12 protein-coding genes are annotated in these 15,895 nt (G+C 53.4%); 5 read left to right on the top strand and 7 right to left on the bottom strand.

Annotated features, from left to right (window positions below; all coding sequences use genetic code 11):
• The first annotated feature begins 467 nt into the window (after positions 1-467).
• Complete coding sequence (locus tag GGR27_RS11530) at positions 468-1,454, top strand: TraB/GumN family protein (RefSeq protein WP_168037601.1); 987 nt, start codon at positions 468-470, stop codon at positions 1,452-1,454.
• Here the strand turns inward: GGR27_RS11530 and GGR27_RS11525 are convergent.
• The gene (locus GGR27_RS11525) at positions 1,451-3,628 is read right to left on the bottom strand and encodes a heavy metal translocating P-type ATPase (RefSeq protein ID WP_168037600.1); all 2,178 of its coding nucleotides are present in this window, start codon (positions 3,626-3,628) and stop codon (positions 1,451-1,453) included. The genes GGR27_RS11530 and GGR27_RS11525 overlap by 4 nt on opposite strands.
• Before the next feature lie 320 nt (positions 3,629-3,948).
• On the opposite strand from GGR27_RS11525, the gene GGR27_RS11520 reads away from it, so the two are divergent.
• Positions 3,949-4,773, top strand: a complete 825-nt coding sequence (locus GGR27_RS11520; protein WP_168037599.1) for a phosphopeptide-binding protein — start codon at positions 3,949-3,951, stop codon at positions 4,771-4,773.
• A gap of 61 nt (positions 4,774-4,834) precedes the next feature.
• Here the strand turns inward: GGR27_RS11520 and GGR27_RS11515 are convergent, their stop codons facing one another.
• From GGR27_RS11515 to GGR27_RS11500, 4 genes are read right to left on the bottom strand one after another with little or no spacing between them, the layout of a single operon-like run.
• A complete protein-coding gene (locus GGR27_RS11515; RefSeq protein WP_168037598.1) occupies positions 4,835-5,392 on the bottom strand; it encodes an RDD family protein in 558 nt (185 codons plus the stop codon).
• Positions 5,393-5,427: 35 nt separating this feature from the next.
• Entirely contained in the window at positions 5,428-6,027 is a 600-nt protein-coding gene (locus GGR27_RS11510) for an RDD family protein (RefSeq protein ID WP_168037597.1), read from the bottom strand.
• On the bottom strand, positions 6,008-6,223 hold the full coding sequence (locus GGR27_RS11505; RefSeq protein ID WP_168037596.1) for a hypothetical protein: 216 nt from the start codon (positions 6,221-6,223) through the stop codon (positions 6,008-6,010). Before GGR27_RS11505 ends, GGR27_RS11510 begins: the two co-directional genes overlap by 20 nt.
• Before the next feature lie 53 nt (positions 6,224-6,276).
• Complete coding sequence (locus GGR27_RS11500) at positions 6,277-7,698, bottom strand: NupC/NupG family nucleoside CNT transporter (RefSeq protein WP_168037595.1); 1,422 nt, start codon at positions 7,696-7,698, stop codon at positions 6,277-6,279.
• Positions 7,699-8,027: 329 nt separating this feature from the next.
• On the opposite strand from GGR27_RS11500, the gene GGR27_RS11495 reads away from it, so the two are divergent.
• From GGR27_RS11495 to rplT, 3 genes are all read left to right on the top strand, one after another.
• Entirely contained in the window at positions 8,028-8,642 is a 615-nt protein-coding gene (locus GGR27_RS11495; RefSeq protein ID WP_168037594.1) for a uridine kinase family protein, read from the top strand.
• A gap of 237 nt (positions 8,643-8,879) precedes the next feature.
• A complete protein-coding gene (gene rpmI / locus GGR27_RS11490) occupies positions 8,880-9,074 on the top strand; it encodes a 50S ribosomal protein L35 (protein ID WP_168037593.1) in 195 nt (64 codons plus the stop codon).
• Between the two features lie 212 nt (positions 9,075-9,286).
• Positions 9,287-9,640: a 50S ribosomal protein L20 gene (gene rplT / locus GGR27_RS11485; protein WP_168037592.1), complete on the top strand. Its 354-nt coding sequence runs from the start codon at positions 9,287-9,289 to the stop codon at positions 9,638-9,640.
• A gap of 114 nt (positions 9,641-9,754) precedes the next feature.
• Here the strand turns inward: rplT and GGR27_RS11480 are convergent, their stop codons facing one another.
• Both GGR27_RS11480 and GGR27_RS11475 read right to left on the bottom strand, forming a co-directional pair.
• Positions 9,755-11,152, bottom strand: a complete 1,398-nt coding sequence (locus GGR27_RS11480; protein WP_168037591.1) for a M48 family metalloprotease — start codon at positions 11,150-11,152, stop codon at positions 9,755-9,757.
• A gap of 295 nt (positions 11,153-11,447) precedes the next feature.
• Positions 11,448-15,722 carry a DUF7619 domain-containing protein gene (locus GGR27_RS11475; protein WP_168037590.1) on the bottom strand — a complete coding sequence of 1,425 codons (4,275 nt, stop codon included), beginning with the start codon at positions 15,720-15,722 and terminating at the stop codon, positions 11,448-11,450.
• Between the last annotated feature and the right edge of the window lie 173 nt (positions 15,723-15,895).

Below are 15,895 nucleotides of genomic sequence, written 5' to 3'. Positions count from 1 at the left end.
TTAGGTTGAGGGCCTCCGGCCCGAACGTCAGTGCGGTAACGTCACCCGCCCCAACAATAGGTTAGGTTGAGGGCCTCTGGCCCGAATGTAATAGCGGTAGCTCTACCGAACTCCCGCTAGCTATCGGGGTCGTGGTGGACCAAAGAAGTCAGTAGCGTAACCAACCCCTCGACCTAATGAATTGTGATAGTATTAGACAGTGTTGCCGTACGTGCATTCGGGCCAGAGGCCCTCGACCTAATGAATCGCGATAGTATTAGACAGTGTTGCCGTACGTGCATTCGGGTCGGAGGCCCTCACCCTATAATAAACCCCGCACCCGCGGCGGCGACGGGTAAGTTAGTCCCGTACTTTATCGGGGCACCCGCAACTTCAACTCCACGTATGCCCCCTCCTCCCGGCCACAACTAATCCCGCGTTCACCAAGTTCTAGCAGGGCTAATCGGCCCCGGCCCCAACTATTAACTATGCGTTCTTTAGTACTTACTTTTTTCTCCTTTGTTTTCATCGTCAGCTGCTCCCCTAAAACGGGCACGGCGGTCAATGCGCAAGGAAGCGACGCCGCGGTGGCAGCCAAGACCGGAGCGCCGGGCGTGAACGATACCACCCTACTCTGGAAAATTACCACGCAGGGTATGCAGGAGCCGAGTTACCTTTTCGGCACGATCCACCTCATCCCCGAAGAAGATTATTTTATGCCCGACCGGGTCCTGAAAGCCCTAAAAAACAGCCAGGCCGTCGTCTTTGAGATCGACCCGCGCGACATGCAGGACCCCGGTAAGATGATGGGAATGCTCGGTAAGATCAACATGAATGATGGTAGTTCTCTCAAAGACCACCTCGACGCAGCGCAGTACGAAACCGTCAAGGGCTACTTTGACGATAGCGGCTTGCCGTTCATGTTTCTCGAACGCATGAAACCGATGTTTCTCTCCGCCATGGTTGGCCAGGATGCTAACCCAATGGGCGGCGGCATCCCCGGAATGGGGGGCATGGGCGGACTTACCGGCATCAAGAGTTACGAGATGGAACTGACGGAAATTGCGGAAACCGAAAACAAGTCAATTTCCGGTCTGGAATCCATGGATTTCCAGCTCTCCCTTTTCGATTCAATCCCCTACGACGAGCAGGCGACGATGCTTTACGATGCCGTCGTGGACGATGCGAAGGGTGAGGAATCGGACGAGCCTAACCAAATGGACCAGATGGTTGACATGTACAAACGGCAAGCCGTGGCGGAGATGGCCAACATTATGAAGGAAGAGGGTAAGGAGATGGCTCGATTCGAAGAACTGCTGCTTACCAAGCGCAACGAGAACTGGGCACCCACCATCAAAGCGGCCGTAGCGACTACCCCGACTTTCTACGCCGTCGGCGCCGGACACCTCGGGGGCGCTAAGGGCGTGATCGCTTTGCTGCGTGAAGCGGGCGTTACCGTTGAGCCCGTCTACTAGTCAGCCCGCCGGCTTTTGAGCCGGATCGCATTACCGATCACCACCACGTCGGAAAAGGCCATGAAAAGCGCCGCCCACATGGGGTTGAGGTACCCCAATGCAGCTAAGGGAATCGCCACAATGTTGTAGCTAAAGGCCCAGAAAAGGCTCTCCTTGATCGTGCGCAGCGTGAGCGCGGCGACTTTGCGGCCACTCGTCAATAAGCTCAAATCGTCGCGCATCAGTACGACTTGAGCCGCGTCGAGCGCGGCGGCGGAAGCGCCGCCGAGAGAGATGCCGACGTCCGCGCGGGAAAGAGCGGCCGAGTCGTTGATGCCGTCGCCCACCATCGCGGTTGGTTTTTCCAGGCTGAGGCGGCTGATCACGGCTAGTTTTTCCGCGGGTAGTTGCTCGGCGTAGACATCTACGATGCCAAGTTCGTCGGCTACGCGGTGAGCTTTCGTTGCGCTATCTCCGGTCAGTAATGCGGGCTCGATGTTGACGGATTTTAGGTCGTCGATCACTGCTTTCGCGCCGGGTCGGAGGTCGTCGGACAGGCTTAGCCAAGCCACTAATTTCTCGTCGCGCGTGAGTACGATGTCGGTTCCGGTGGGAGGTACGGATGTCGTGAGGTGCCGAGCTGCGCCCAGAAAGTAGGCGGTATTGTCACTACTCATCACCAAACCCTTACCGGGGACTTCAGTAATACTTTGCGCGGGCGCGGGCTGGCCATCAATTGGTCCCGTACTTTGTCGGGATGCAAAGTTGGTGGGTAGCAGACCTTTAGTGTAATCCCGAATGCTCTTAGCGATCGGGTGGCTAGACGCTTGTTCCATTCGGTAGATCAGGGAGAGCAAAGTTTGTGGGTCTTCGCCTTCCGCTACGCCGAAATTACCTACCCGCAACTCGCCGGTCGTCAACGTTCCGGTCTTGTCGAAGACCATCCGCTCGACGCCAGCGAACCGTTCCAGCGTGCTGCCGCCCCGGATCAGGACGCCCATGCGTGCCAACCGCCCTACCCCGACCATGACGGCCGTTGGCGTGGCCAGGCCCATCGCGCAGGGGCAGGAAATTAGCAGCACGGCGATGGCGTTCATAATCGCCTGGGTCAGGGTAGCGTAGCCGGTTAGCCACCCGAGCAGGAACGTCAGGACGGAGATGCCGATGACTACCGGGACGAAAACCGCGCTCACCCGATCGGCCAGTCGTTGGAGGGAAGGTTTGTCGGCCTGGGCGGTTTTAACTAATTCGATAATTTGCGCGAGGGTTCCGTCACGGTAGCCCGCCGTAACGGTGTAGGTCGCCTGGCCGGAAACGATGAGGGAACCGCCCAGGATAGCTTCGCCCGTTCGCTTGTCAACGGGTAAGCTTTCGCCGGTCAGCATGGCTTCGTTCACGCTTATGTTTCCGGTGGTGATGGTTCCATCGAGGGGGATTTTATCGCCGGTGTTGATCTGGAGTAAGTCACCTACTTCAACCTCTTCCACGGGCAAACTCACTAAAGTTCCACTTGCTGTTAGTCGGTTGGCTTTGGTTTCCTGGAGGTCGGACAGGGCACCGATGGCGGTGGTTGTCTTTTCGACCGCACGCGCTTCCAGCCAGTTACCGACCAGGACGAGCGTGATGATGGTCGCGGCCGTTTCGAAGAAATAATACTGCGGGTCGTTCCACACGAATCCGACAATCGAGTACACAAACGCCGCGGTGGCACCAAGGAAAATTAGCACATCCATGTTCAGCATCCGCTCCCGCAAGCCGGCAAAGGCGGAGCGACCGAAATAGAGCCCACCGACGGCGTAGACGGGGCCGGCCAGGGCCAATTGTAACCATTTATTATGCATTAAGCCTACTTCGACGCCAAAGGCCATCAGCAGGTGAGCGATGAGCAGCGGGGCGGTGAGTATTGCGCAGAAGAGCAGGCGGCGGCGGGCGGTCGTGGCGTGGTCGTGCACGTGACCTTCGTGGCCCGGGGGCGCTTCTTCGACGACGGTGAAACCGAGCTTCTTAATGCCGGCCTTAACGGCGGGTTCGTCGAGGCTCAGGTCGTCGCGGCGGTAGCGGACTTCACGGGTCTGGAAGTTAACGAGGACGTCCTGCAGCCCCTTGCGTTCCAGAAAGCGCTGGATGGAGGTGGCGCAGTTGTTGCAGTCCATGCCATCGACGCGGAGTTCGACGATATCTTTGGTGGGGGACATACGGGGCATGTTTGGTTTGGGGCGGTAGAAAAGGTTCGCTTGTACTCAACACCTGGGTGGTGCTTAGGTTATGTAGGTGTTGCTGGGTGGTGGGTTTTTTTGACGACTATGTTTCAAATAACGAAAACGTGGGGAAGCATCCCCACGCTACAATAGACGACCCTCCGGGCCTTAGCTGAGACAAGTATTGTCGCTGCTTTGTATTAGAAAGTTATCCGTACTAAAGTACTCGAAAACTTTATTCTTCCATAGCTTCTTCCCCATCCTGCTGGCACCCGCGGCCGCGCCCCGAGACATAAATTCTAATCCAACACACAACTATGAAAATTACCAATTTACTCTTCCTAGCGCTGTTTACCCTCGCTATTTCCGCCTGCGGCAACCGCACGAGCCCGATGGACAACGTAGCCGAAAACGAAGCCAAACTCAACGAAAACGACGAGCTCGGAGCCAGCAACAGCGGCACCATCCAACTCACGCCGATGCCGCCCACCGAAGAATTTCAGGATGCGGCCATCACCGAATGGACGTACACGAAGGGCAACTTCGACTACAATACCACCGGCTACACGTTCGGTAAGCAGACCGACGACGCCGAGCAGATTATGTGCGCCAACTCCGACAAGGGCCAGCACGCCCACCTCATTCTCAACAATGAGCCCTACATCGCCAAGTACACGCCCGAATTCGAGCAAGAAATTCCCGACGGCAACCACTACATCCTGACCTTCCTGAGCCGCTCCTACCACGAGTCGATCAAGACGCCCGCCGCCCACCGCGCCGTGCGCACCGACGTCAGCGCCGGCAGCTTCTCCGGCACCACCGACATTACCGAGCCGATGCTTTTCTACAGCCGCCCGAAGGGGACCTACACCGGCGAAAAAGAGACCGAGAACGTGATGCTGGATTTCTACCCCGTCAACGCAGAGCTCAGTGAGGATGGCTACCACGTCAAGGCCGTCGTGAACGGCACCGAAGAATTCGACGTCACCGAATGGCGTCCTTACTTCCTAACCGGTCTGCCGATGGGTGAGAACGAAGTCACCCTCACGCTGGTGAAGGACGGCGAGGTAGTGGACGCGCCCCTCAACCCAGTTACCCGCACGTTTACGTTGCGGGCAAACCCCACGGAAGAAGGTAAATAGTTAAATCTCCCGGACTAAGAAATCCCCCGCGCTGCGTCAGGCAGGCGGGGGATTTTTTTATTCAGGGCGTCACCGATTCTTCCGGCATGGCCACCACCAGCGTCTTGGCCAGCTTGTCGTGTAGCGTCTGCCGCAGTGGGTCAGAGATCATCCAGACGCTGGAGAAAATGGGCAAGCTCGAGACGTTCCGAACGAAAAAGTTCTCACTCAGCGAGCTCTTTTGCATGGCTTCGACGTACTGGAAAATATCCTTGACCTCGTCAAAGTCTGGCTGTTCAAAAACCCGTATCGTGACCAAAATGCCGGTTAAAACTCCGATCGCCCAGGGTAAATAGCGAAGCAGGCTCTGGTTGAGGTCGGGTTTGACCCCGGTTACTACGTCAACAATCTGAATGCGCTGACTTAGTTTACCAAGCGTCCACCCGTAGCGGGCTTCCATTAAGGGTTTGTAAGCACCACCGACCACGATGATCGCAATGCCGGCGTACAAACTCCCTTCGTAGATGAGGAAATAGTAGGCCGGCGCAGTCGCGAGACCGATCAGGATGGAATCGATAAAGTAGGCTAAGGCCCGGCGAAAAAAGCTGGCCGGAGCGTAGGTAGTTGGGTTAGGCTGCACGGACGCGAAGGTAAAAGTTTTGTCCCGAAGGATGCTTACATCAGCGACCCGGGTGCCGGGTCTTTGTACACGACGTAGGTTTCGGCGAGTAAATCGTGGGCGGCTTGCTTACGCTTATTTCCCAGCATCACCAAAGCGGAAACTAGGGGTAACCAAGCGATCGACTGTTGCAGAATAGTATTCAGCGAGGTGCCCTGCTCGGCCTGGTGTTCGGCTACGATCAGCCCGTACTCCATGAAGCCATCGGCGTTTTCAATGCCAGGAATCTGAAAAATGAGGTAGTTGAAATAAAGGCCGACGATGCCCGCCACCAGCCAGGGAGCGGCGCGCAGAAAAGACTGACTCAGCGTGATCGGTTCGTTCTCCTTGGCGACAACCTTGATTTTGGTCGCCATCTTCCCCACGGTCGCCCCGTAAATCCCTTCCATCACCGGCTTGTACAGTAGGGAAAGAATACTCGTTAGCGCCAGCATACTGAAATTGGGGCTGAACATCGTAAAGTAGGTGACGGCTCCAATGAACGGGAGGAGCACCAGGTAATCGATAACGGTAGCGCCGAGGCGTACGCCGAAGCCGGCAAATCGCACGGAAGCATCGGTGCGGGTAGCGTCGAAATCAAGGGTATCGGTAGTCATAAAATAGGGTGAGTTTAATACGGACTACCAAAATAAGGTTTTGCGCGGTCGCGGGTGCCGGGGGATGGACGAAGGGGCGGGGAAATTCGACGAATGGGTAGGCGGTAGGCGGTAGGCGGTAGGCGGTAGGCGGTAGGCGGTAGGCGGTAGGCGGTAGGCGGTAGGCGGTAGGCGGTAGGCGGTAGGCGGTAGGCAAATTAAAAATTTACGACGGGGGCTCGTATCTCTGGTTCGAAGCACAATTATGGTCTAGCTGGCGTAGAAGAGCCCCGCTACGCAACCCGTCATTAGGCAGGCGACCGTGCCACCGAGGAGGGCGGTCAAGCCCAGGTCGGTCAAGTTTTTCCGTTGGCCAGGAGCGATGGCACCGATGCCCCCGACCTGAATACCGATGCTGGCAAAGTTAGCAAAGCCGCACAGCGCGTAGGCGGCGATCAACGTGGATTTTGGCGTCAAAGTGATGTTGGCGTCCGCCTGGATACCCCGGAAAACATCGTAGGCAACGAACTCGTTGATGACCGTCTTCAGCCCGAGCAGCTGCCCGACCAACGTAATGTCCTCCCCGGAAACACCGATGACCCAGGCGACGGGGGCGAAGCACAGGGCGAGCAGGTAAGTAAAGCTGAAGCCTTCGAAGCGCCCCGCCGTGCTGGCCTCGATCACCTTGTTCCAGGTATCCCCGGCGGCCTGGGCGGCTTGCCAGGTAGTGTCGTTGAAGCCCATAAAGGCCCAGTTGACGATGTCCGTCGCCCCCACGAAAATCACGTTGAGCATGTAGATCAGCGCCGTAAAGACGAGCAGCATCGCGCCGACGTTGACGGCCAACTTCAGCCCGTCCGTCGTGCCCTTGCTAATGGCGTCGAGGAGGTTATTGCTATCGTCGGCGGCCATTTCCAGGCGGTTATCCTTGGCGGGCGTCGCGACCACGTTATCGCCCGGGATGACGGAACCCGTCACGGCGGCCAGCTCCGAACTGTTTTCGGGTAAAAGCATCTTCGCACACACGATCGCGGCCGGGGCGGAGATGATGCTCGCGGTTAGTAGATGCTTGGCGAAAAAGCGCTCGGTTTCCAGGTCCCCCTGCCCCAAAAAAGCGATGTAGGTGACGTACACCGAGCCGGCAATCGTCGCCATCCCCCCGACCATCATGCACAACAGCTCCGACCGCGTCATCCTTTCTAGGTAAGGCTTCACGACCAGCGGCGCTTCCGTCTGGCCGATGAACACGTTGGCGGCGGCGGCCAGGCTCTCCGGCCCGCTCAGGTTCATCGCACGGGACAGCAACCACGCCATGCCAAACACTACTTTCTGTAGAATACCGAGATAATAAAGAATGGCGGAAAGCGCGGAGAAAAACACGATCGTCGGCAGTACCTGAAAGGCGAAAATGAAGCCGAACGTATCGAAGTCCGTTACCATCCCGGCAAACAGAAACTGCGCGCCAGCTCCGGAAAACTCCAACGTTTTACGAAACCCATCCGAAATCGTATCGAACAGCCCGTTGATGAAGGGCACTTTGAGGATCAACACCGCCAGCACGAACTGCAGCGCCACCCCAATTCCCACGACTTTCCAGTCAATCGCGCGCCGGTCTTTACTGAACAGAAAACAGATGCCGAGCATAACGGCTAGGCCGAGGATGCAGCGGAAGAGGTCGTAGGCGAAGATCATGGGTGGGGTTGAGGGGCGGCAAGTTACGTCGCTTTCGCAGGAAGTATAGTAGGCGGTTAGGAAGAGAGGCAGTAGGCAGTAGGCGGTAGGCGGTTAGGAAGAGAGGCGGTAGGCAGTAGGCGGTAGGCGGTTAGGAAGAGAGGCAGTAGGCAGTAGGCGGTAGGCGGTAGGATTGCGTGGTAAGTGCTATAGTAGCTCGGCAACTCGCTTGTCAACCTACGGCCTACCAGCCTACCGCCTACGTGCCTACCAGCCTACAGGCCTACCGCCTAATCTTCCTACCGCCTATAAGCCTACCACCTACCGCCTTCTTTCTTACCTTCGCCCCCATGGCAAAACCCTTCCTCATCGGCATCACCGGCGGCTCCGGTTCCGGCAAGACAACTTTTATCCGCCAGTTGCGGGACGGGCTGGACGATGAACAAGTTTGCTATTTGAGCATGGACGACTACTACGTCCCCCGGGAGAAGCAAAAAAAGGACGAAAACGGCGTGGAGAATTTTGACCGCCCCAGTTCGATTTGCCGCAAAGAATTTATCCGGGACGTGAATTTGTTGCTAAACGGCAAGACCGTCACGCGCAAGGAATACGTCTTCAACAACGAGAAAGCGACGCCGCGTATCCTGACCTTCCGGTCGGCTCCGGTCATCATCATCGAAGGCTTATTCGTGTTTCACTACCGGAAACTCCGCAAGATGCTCGACCTACGGATCTTCCTGCACGCCAAGGATAATCTGAAGCTCGTTCGCCGCATCAAGCGCGACCAGATCGAGCGGAATTATCCACTCGACGACGTGCTCTACCGCTACGAACACCACGTGCTGCCCTCCTACGAAAAGTATCTGGAGCCCTACAAGGAGGACGCGGACATCATCGTCAACAACAATACCGACTTCAACATGGGGCTGCGCGTCGTGCGGGTTTTTGTGGAGAGCTTGATTTGAGGGTAGTTTTTTGCGCGGTCCCGATAGCTATCGGGAGTGCCAGGTTTCTTAGAACACAAAGCAAGGTCTCGGGCGCACCTACCTTGCCATTGGCACCAATCCGCCAGGCTCCTCTCCCGACATCTTTGCACCCGCTCGGATAGCTAGCGGGGCGCCCGCTACTTTATAATACCGGTAAGCGTTTGTAATACTTACCGCCAAAGCGTACCTTCGCGCTCCATTTTAAAACTTGGTGCCATGCCTAAGATGAAAACGCACAGTAGTGCAAAGAAGCGTTTCAAGATTACCGGATCCGGTAAAGTGAAGCGTTTTCAGGCTTACACGTCGCACATGATGCGCAACAAGTCCAAGAAAGCTAAACTCCGTCTGCGTGACGGTACTTTGGTTTCCGTCGCGGACGAGAAGCGAATCAAGCGGTTACTCTGTAAGTAAACCCTGGTTATTCTAGCTGGTCAGCCATTCATTTGTCTGCGTCAGCGAAAAGATAACGAGTCGTTTCTTTGTCGTCAGTCTTTGCACTGACCAAATGAATGGCTGACCAGCGTTACCATTCAAAGATTCCCCGCGAGAGGGAACTCTATTTTCCACGAGAGTACGGACCAAAAGAACCAATCGGTCTCCGTGCTGCACAAAAAAAGAGCTTTATGCCACGTTCAGTTAATGCGGTCGCCAGCCGCGCGCGCCGCAAGCGCATCCTAAAAGCCGCCAAGGGTTACTTTGGCGCCCGTTCCAAGGTCTACACCGTAGCCAAGAACGCCGTCGACAAAGCGATGAGCTATTCCTACCGGGATCGTCGCAACAAAAAACGCGTATTCCGCCGCTTATGGATCGCCCGTATCAACGCCGCCGCGCGCCAGAACGGTACGACCTACAGCCGCCTCATGCACGGTCTTGCCCAGAACGGCAATACCCTCAACCGCAAGGTCCTCGCTGATTTAGCGATGAACCACCCGGAGGCTTTCTTGGCTATCGTGAATACGGTGAATACCGCTAAGTAAAGTTTTCCCGAACGCTAGTTTAGCGTTTCCACAAATAGCTAAGCCCCGTCGATCAGCTGATCGGCGGGGCTTTTTTTGGTGCTCAAGGCCCCACTACTAGCTAGTCGTACCTATCTACTGTCTTCCCCGACCAGCCCCCGAAAAGTAGTAATTGATTCGATCCGCCACCTGATTCAAATAAACGGAGTCGGGGTAAGCCGCGACCTTTTCCTCGACGAGGCTTCTTAGGTAGGTTCCGAACTGCGTGGCGTTCGTCCGGTAGAACAGGCGGCAGAGTGCCTTGCTCCCGGGCGCACCGAAGAAGTAAGCGGGCGGGACTTTTTCCGCTAACTGCCGCGCCTCTTTGGCTAGGTAGCCAGTCATCATGGCGTCCAGGATGATGCCGTAGTAGAAATCTTCGTACCCGGGTTCGTCTTCCAGGTACCGAATGCTCAGCAAGATCGTGTGGGCGGGGTACTCCATTTTTTGGTAAGAGAGTAGCGTCTCCTGAATGGATAACTGACGGAAGCCGTGAAGATTTACCGGAGGAGTTGGCTCTTGGTAAGTCGTATCGAATTCGAGCTTTGCCAGCCGCAGCGCCAGGTCCGGGTGACTACTCAGACTATCCTGGTTCCAAGCTGCGGCGTTGGCTTGTTTTGCGTCGGTAGCCTCAGGTTTGTCTTTGCGGGCTCTCAGCCAGTTTTCTTTTAACGGCTGCTTAGCGGTACTGAGGTGACGGGTCAATTCATCGATTTCTACGTCGAAGGGGGGTGTCTCATCAAAGTAGCTCAGGCCACGGATGCCGCCCTGCAAATCGTAATCGGTTTTTGCCAGGTAGAGGAGCGCGAGTGAATCGGCTTCCAGTTCCTTTTGCCGACTGAACGCCCCCTTGCGGTAGGCTGCCTGCTTGTATTCGTTCATGATGCGCTCCCTGCCTTCGGAGCGGAGCCGTTTACGGAATGCCTTTCGTTGTTGCTTGTAGTGCTTACGGTAGTCGTCAATTTGAACGACTTCCGTGGGTATTTTGGCGACCGTACGTTGGTAGTGTTCCAGTTGGTCGTGCGCCAGCTCGTGAGCGAGGACAAAGGCCAGGTGATCGTTCGTCTTTACGCCGCGCAGCAGGCCGTTGTAGATATTGAACATTCCGTTGCCCAAGCTATAGGCGTTAATTACCGGCGATCGACTGACCAGAATGGTGGGCGTTAAGTCGATGCCGTTCGAATCGATCAGCGTCGTCATGATGGTCGTGAGGTGGGTGGTCAGCGTACTGTCGAAAAGAAAACCGTCCGCTTCAACTCCGCGGATGATGTGGTCGGTGCGACTGAAGTAGGCATCGCGGTGTGGCGCGGGCAGATCGGCGCCAGCCGTTTCCAATGCTTGCTTACGTATTTGGCGGAGGCTTGTGTAGAATGCCGCCGTGTCCCGGGGCTGGTACTTGCTCGGTTTTACGGAAGTGTTTTGACCGGAGACGAGGGGACTGCAAAGGAGACTGAGACCAACTAAAAGGCCGAGGCGGAAGATGTGACGGATCAAAATTTCAACGTTGAGGCCGGTCCTTGACCGACTGTTACTGGAGCTAAATAGATTAGTACTTAAGACGTACAGAAGAAGGGAAATGGTGTAAACCTCACACCTGCTTTTACGCCAACGAGGTTGCATTTCCCGTATTTCTATGACTGGTGGTTAAGCTTGAAAATCAAGTCATCGATCCTTATGCATACCTACGAAGCACTCGCGGTGCCACCCGTCCACATAACTTTGCACCCGCGACCGCGCCCCTCTACCCTATCGTTGAGCTGGTGTAGTACTGCGCGTGGTGAGGTAAACGTCACTGAATCTGAATCCATCGGTTAACCGCCTTTCTACCTAAGGGGTCGAGTATCCGAATTAAATAGCTACCGGAAGAATAATTGGCCAGGTTCAATACATACTCACCCGAAAATTCCGCCCGTATCACCTCCACACCCGTTGCGGAATACACGGATAACAAAAGCGGTAAATTTTCGGAATACTTGACTAGCACGGGCCCCCGGGAAGGGTTCGGAAATACTTCGAGCGTTCCTGGTAAAGGATTGATCGTGTTCACCGCCCGGATGGATCCATCGCAATTCTCGTCTACGTCATTACCAACAATTTCTTCCGCGGCAGGAGAGATAGCTGAATTGAGGTCGTCACAATCTTCGTAAAAGTTGTAGCCATCCGAATCTGCGTCCAATTTTTCCACCAGTGTGGACGTGACGGTATTTGTTACAATGGGGCGGTTAAAATCAAAATAAATTTCGGCAGTATTGTCGACGGCGGTGAAGTCGCCTGAATTGGCATTGGCCATTACGTCGAAGGCAACGAAGCCTTGACTTTCAACCGGGTTAGTAGTACTGTCGGGCAGCTGAATATCTTCGAAGAGAAAATTCACCAGGCCGGTTTCACTAACCGTAGTCGTGAATGAATGACTGGCGGAACGGGGTTTGAAGGTTTCCCAATTGAGGTTCTCGGCCAATTGGTCCGCAATCCGAACGGTTAGAGCGGTGTCATTACCCGTATTTTGGAAACGGATGGTGTAGCGAAGGGGTTCGTCGAATTGGGTGTAGTTGCTATTGGTTGGTTCGGGGCGGCGGGGGTGGACTTGTTTGTCGTTGGGGTCGTAAGCACAGCGTATTATTTCGCTGTAGTTCATAGTGTCCGTCAACAGACTACCATCGGGTAGATCGACCGTTGCCGTAGTGGGAATGTTAATAACTTGCCCGGCATCATCTTCATTTGGCATTTGAATAACCAACCTGATACTAGTCCGCTCACTAGCCTGCAGAGAGTCGAGAGAAAAAACGAGGATAGATTCACCAACACTACTATACGGAACCGTCGAACTTACGACCGCTAAATTAGCGGGTAAAGTTATTTGAACACGCCCATCAATTGAATTGCAACCTGAATTAATTACATTCAGCCAGAATGGAACTTCACTATTGCACCTGGTTGGGCCGGAAGCGAGGTTAACCAGCAATTTAGATGGTCCCTCAACTCGCTTAAACCCGAAAGCGAAGTCATAATATTGTGTGGGGTCAAAAGACAGTGAATAAGAGGTAGGGGTAGAATTCAGCTCGTAACATTCGGGGTTTAAAGCAGTGAGCCGATAGCTCCCATCAGTAATTGCGCTAAACGCAAAATTTCCAGCTGCGCCAGAGATAGCTAGTTGACCTTGTCCGTTGTTTATCGTTACTCCCGCTAAACCTGGCTCACCCTCGTCTCGTGTTCCGTTCTTATTTTCATCAACGTAAGCCACGCCACGTAAATAATTCAGTTGGGCGACGGAAAGTACGTGGACCTCAGCGCCGTAATCCGGGTGCCGCCTGACGTAAAATAATTTATCACCGGCGAAAGCTACTTGCGAATAGGAAAGTGAGCGTGAATAACCTGCGGACCGAGGCACGACTGTTTGCACATTGGTTACCGGATTGTAAAGGATGACGTTACCATTGTTCGTGACTAATGCAAAGAAATCACCAATCTGCCCAAAGGTCAGAATATTATCACCAGTATTTATGCTTAGATCTGTCTCGATGGAGCTTCCTTGCTGAGTTCCGTCGGTGTAAAATACGCGCTTAAGCGTATCATTATTTTCATTGTTTAAAAGTGCCACGAAACGATCCTCGCCGTTTCTCATACGCTGAATAAAAAAGGCTTCCGGTCCGTCTTCCAAAAGTAAGGTAGCTTTGGTGAGGTCCGTTGCGGGTGCACCAAATATCCTACCTGCTGAATCGAAAAGCAGGGTACGCCCAGTAAGTGCTTTAATATCGTAGACATCAGTTGTGTGGTCCCACTCCGGACCAAGGTTTCCATTTGCAATTGATTGAAAAGTATATTGTAGCCCTAGGTCGCTAATCGTTCCAACTACGACTTGGTTATCGTCTGCGTACAGGTTGATCCGGTTAGGGTTATCCGTATAAGACTTGAGTAATTTCCCCTCTCCCCCCTCAATAGTATAGCTTCTTAATTGTGTTTCCGCTCTCGAATAAGCTACGTAGTAGAGTGTTTTACCGTCAGAAACCAAGCTGATTGGCCCATTTGACGGTATTCCGAATTTATCGCCAGCGGTAATTTTCTCCACGCGATCTAGTACTGAGAACGCGGACAACTGGACGGGGGCGTACCTGAAGTTTCCGGTACGTGCACGTCGCACGCGGTAGAGCGTGTCCGCAATTAGCACTGGATTGCTGTAGGTGTATTGAGTTGATGGTTGCGTGATCGGTCGGGATTCTAGATCACCCTTATCGAATTCATAGGTAGTCGATTCGAAGCGGTCGCTAAAATAAAAACGATCCTCAAAGCTACCTATGAGTTCCTCAAAACCACTGCGCCCGAATGCCTGGGAGAAAGTATCAATATCCCCAACCACACCACTGGTTAGATAAGATACGGCGGGACTGGAACGATTACTTACGCCAATTACTACCTCCGCACCCAATGGAAGTATGTTGATGTTATCACTTCCGTTGGTGTAGTTAAAAAAGTCCGCCACGAGTGTAGTGCCTAATTCCGCTGAAATCGAGTAGACGCTTTCCCCAACTTCGGGGTCGAAAGCGTAGGAGTATAGTTGATCTCCAATGCTGAACACAGTACCATCAACGCCGCCACTTGCCCAACTTTCCGCAACCTGTAATTTAGTTAGGTCTCCCTCGTTCCCACTAGTTGCTACTATTACTTGTTCGGTTGTTCTGCTATCTAAATAGAACAGAAAGTCCTCATTTTCGTAGAGAAAGGTTAAATCAACATTCTCTCCGACTGTAAACACGTCATTGGGTGTAGTTCCTATGGACAACAAATCCCCACCAAAGAAATCGGTACTTACAATCAAACGGTTGTTGACGGAACTAAGCTTTCGCTGGCCTATATTAAAAGGAAGTGTTGTAATGAGCTTAGCCAGTGCTCCCCTATTGGATGGATCGATGCTGTATACCTTGGAGCTGCTTTGGACTGCCCCCCCTGCGGACGATGCAATTATTATATTACCATTAGTAAGACCGACTGAAGATAATTTTTTATCTGTAAATTCACTGACCGCTACATTGAGTACGGGATAAGTACCGGATTGAGAACCGTCGGTCAAGTAAAGGTTTACTGACCCATCCACTGGCTCGCCATATATGAGCAACTTTCCGTTTTCACTAATGCCTTGTGCCGAAATACCGTTAGCTGGCCCCTCTGCCGCTTCCAACAGGAGTTGAGTTCCGGCTTTAGTACCATTCGTTACGAATAGCTCCCTGCCAGTATCTTCGTGATTAGCGGTAAAAACTAATCCGTTCGTCGTCATCGCAGCGGTTGCGGTAGCCGTAGGTGATAACGTGCCTGGCATTGCAACCACATCATTCGTTAAATCGGTTTCTATACCCGTAAGGGGATCATAAGATCTCAAATATCTATTCCCTAAAGCTATAATCAGACCATTGTACTCAAATAGTTCATCAACTTCATTGATGAACGTTGACTGAAAAACTGTCTTGGTACTGTTTGCGGTGCCATCTGTGACACCGTAGCTTAGCTCTTCTCGATAATACAAGAAATCACCTACCTGAAGAAACCGACGGGTACCTACTCCACAACTGCACCCCCCGTAAGAAGCATCTATGGTTACTGCTACGCCCTCGTCTGAAAACAGTTGGATGGCATCCTCAAATACATAGATTTTGTCCCCAAAGGGCACTGTCCTAGCGTTACTCAGCGGAGTGTTAGAAAGTGTATCGGTCTTGCCCGTAGTAAAATTGGTGAATAATAAGTTGCGACCAAACACGGCATCTTTGATATCCTCGAAGAAATATATTCCCCGCTCATTGGCCGATAGTAATCTTACCGGCTCGGTAACTTTGTATATTTCTTTAACCAAACTACCATCAAAGTAAAGTAGAGTAGTGAGGGCACTACCGCTGGGGCCCGATATTTTGTGGTTGAAATACGTACCCTTCGGCCCCTCTACAACCTGGTCCATCGCACCAGGGCGGGCCGGTGTAGTATTTAGGTCGAGGACCTCGAGCACGTACGGTAAATCTTGACCACTCAGAGTTATTGTAAATCCAAATAGTAAAATAAGTAGCGATAGTAGTTGATGCATTGTGGTTAGGGCAAGGTTCAAAAAATAGCAGCGCAAAAGAAGAACCTACTTCCCAAAGGAGAGACTTAGGCCAGAATAAACTTAGAGTATGTTGGGACTTTGGGTTCCTGGTCGGTTTTGAGACAGTTTTGTGATGATTAAGGCAGCAAAACCGGAGTTTAGCCGTAGCTAAA

Origin of the sequence: Neolewinella antarctica (assembly GCF_011927835.1) — a bacterium.
Classification (GTDB): domain Bacteria; phylum Bacteroidota; class Bacteroidia; order Chitinophagales; family Saprospiraceae; genus Neolewinella; species Neolewinella antarctica.
The sequence above is the reverse complement of the archived record's forward strand: the minus strand, read 5'-3'. Positions and strand labels throughout refer to the sequence as shown.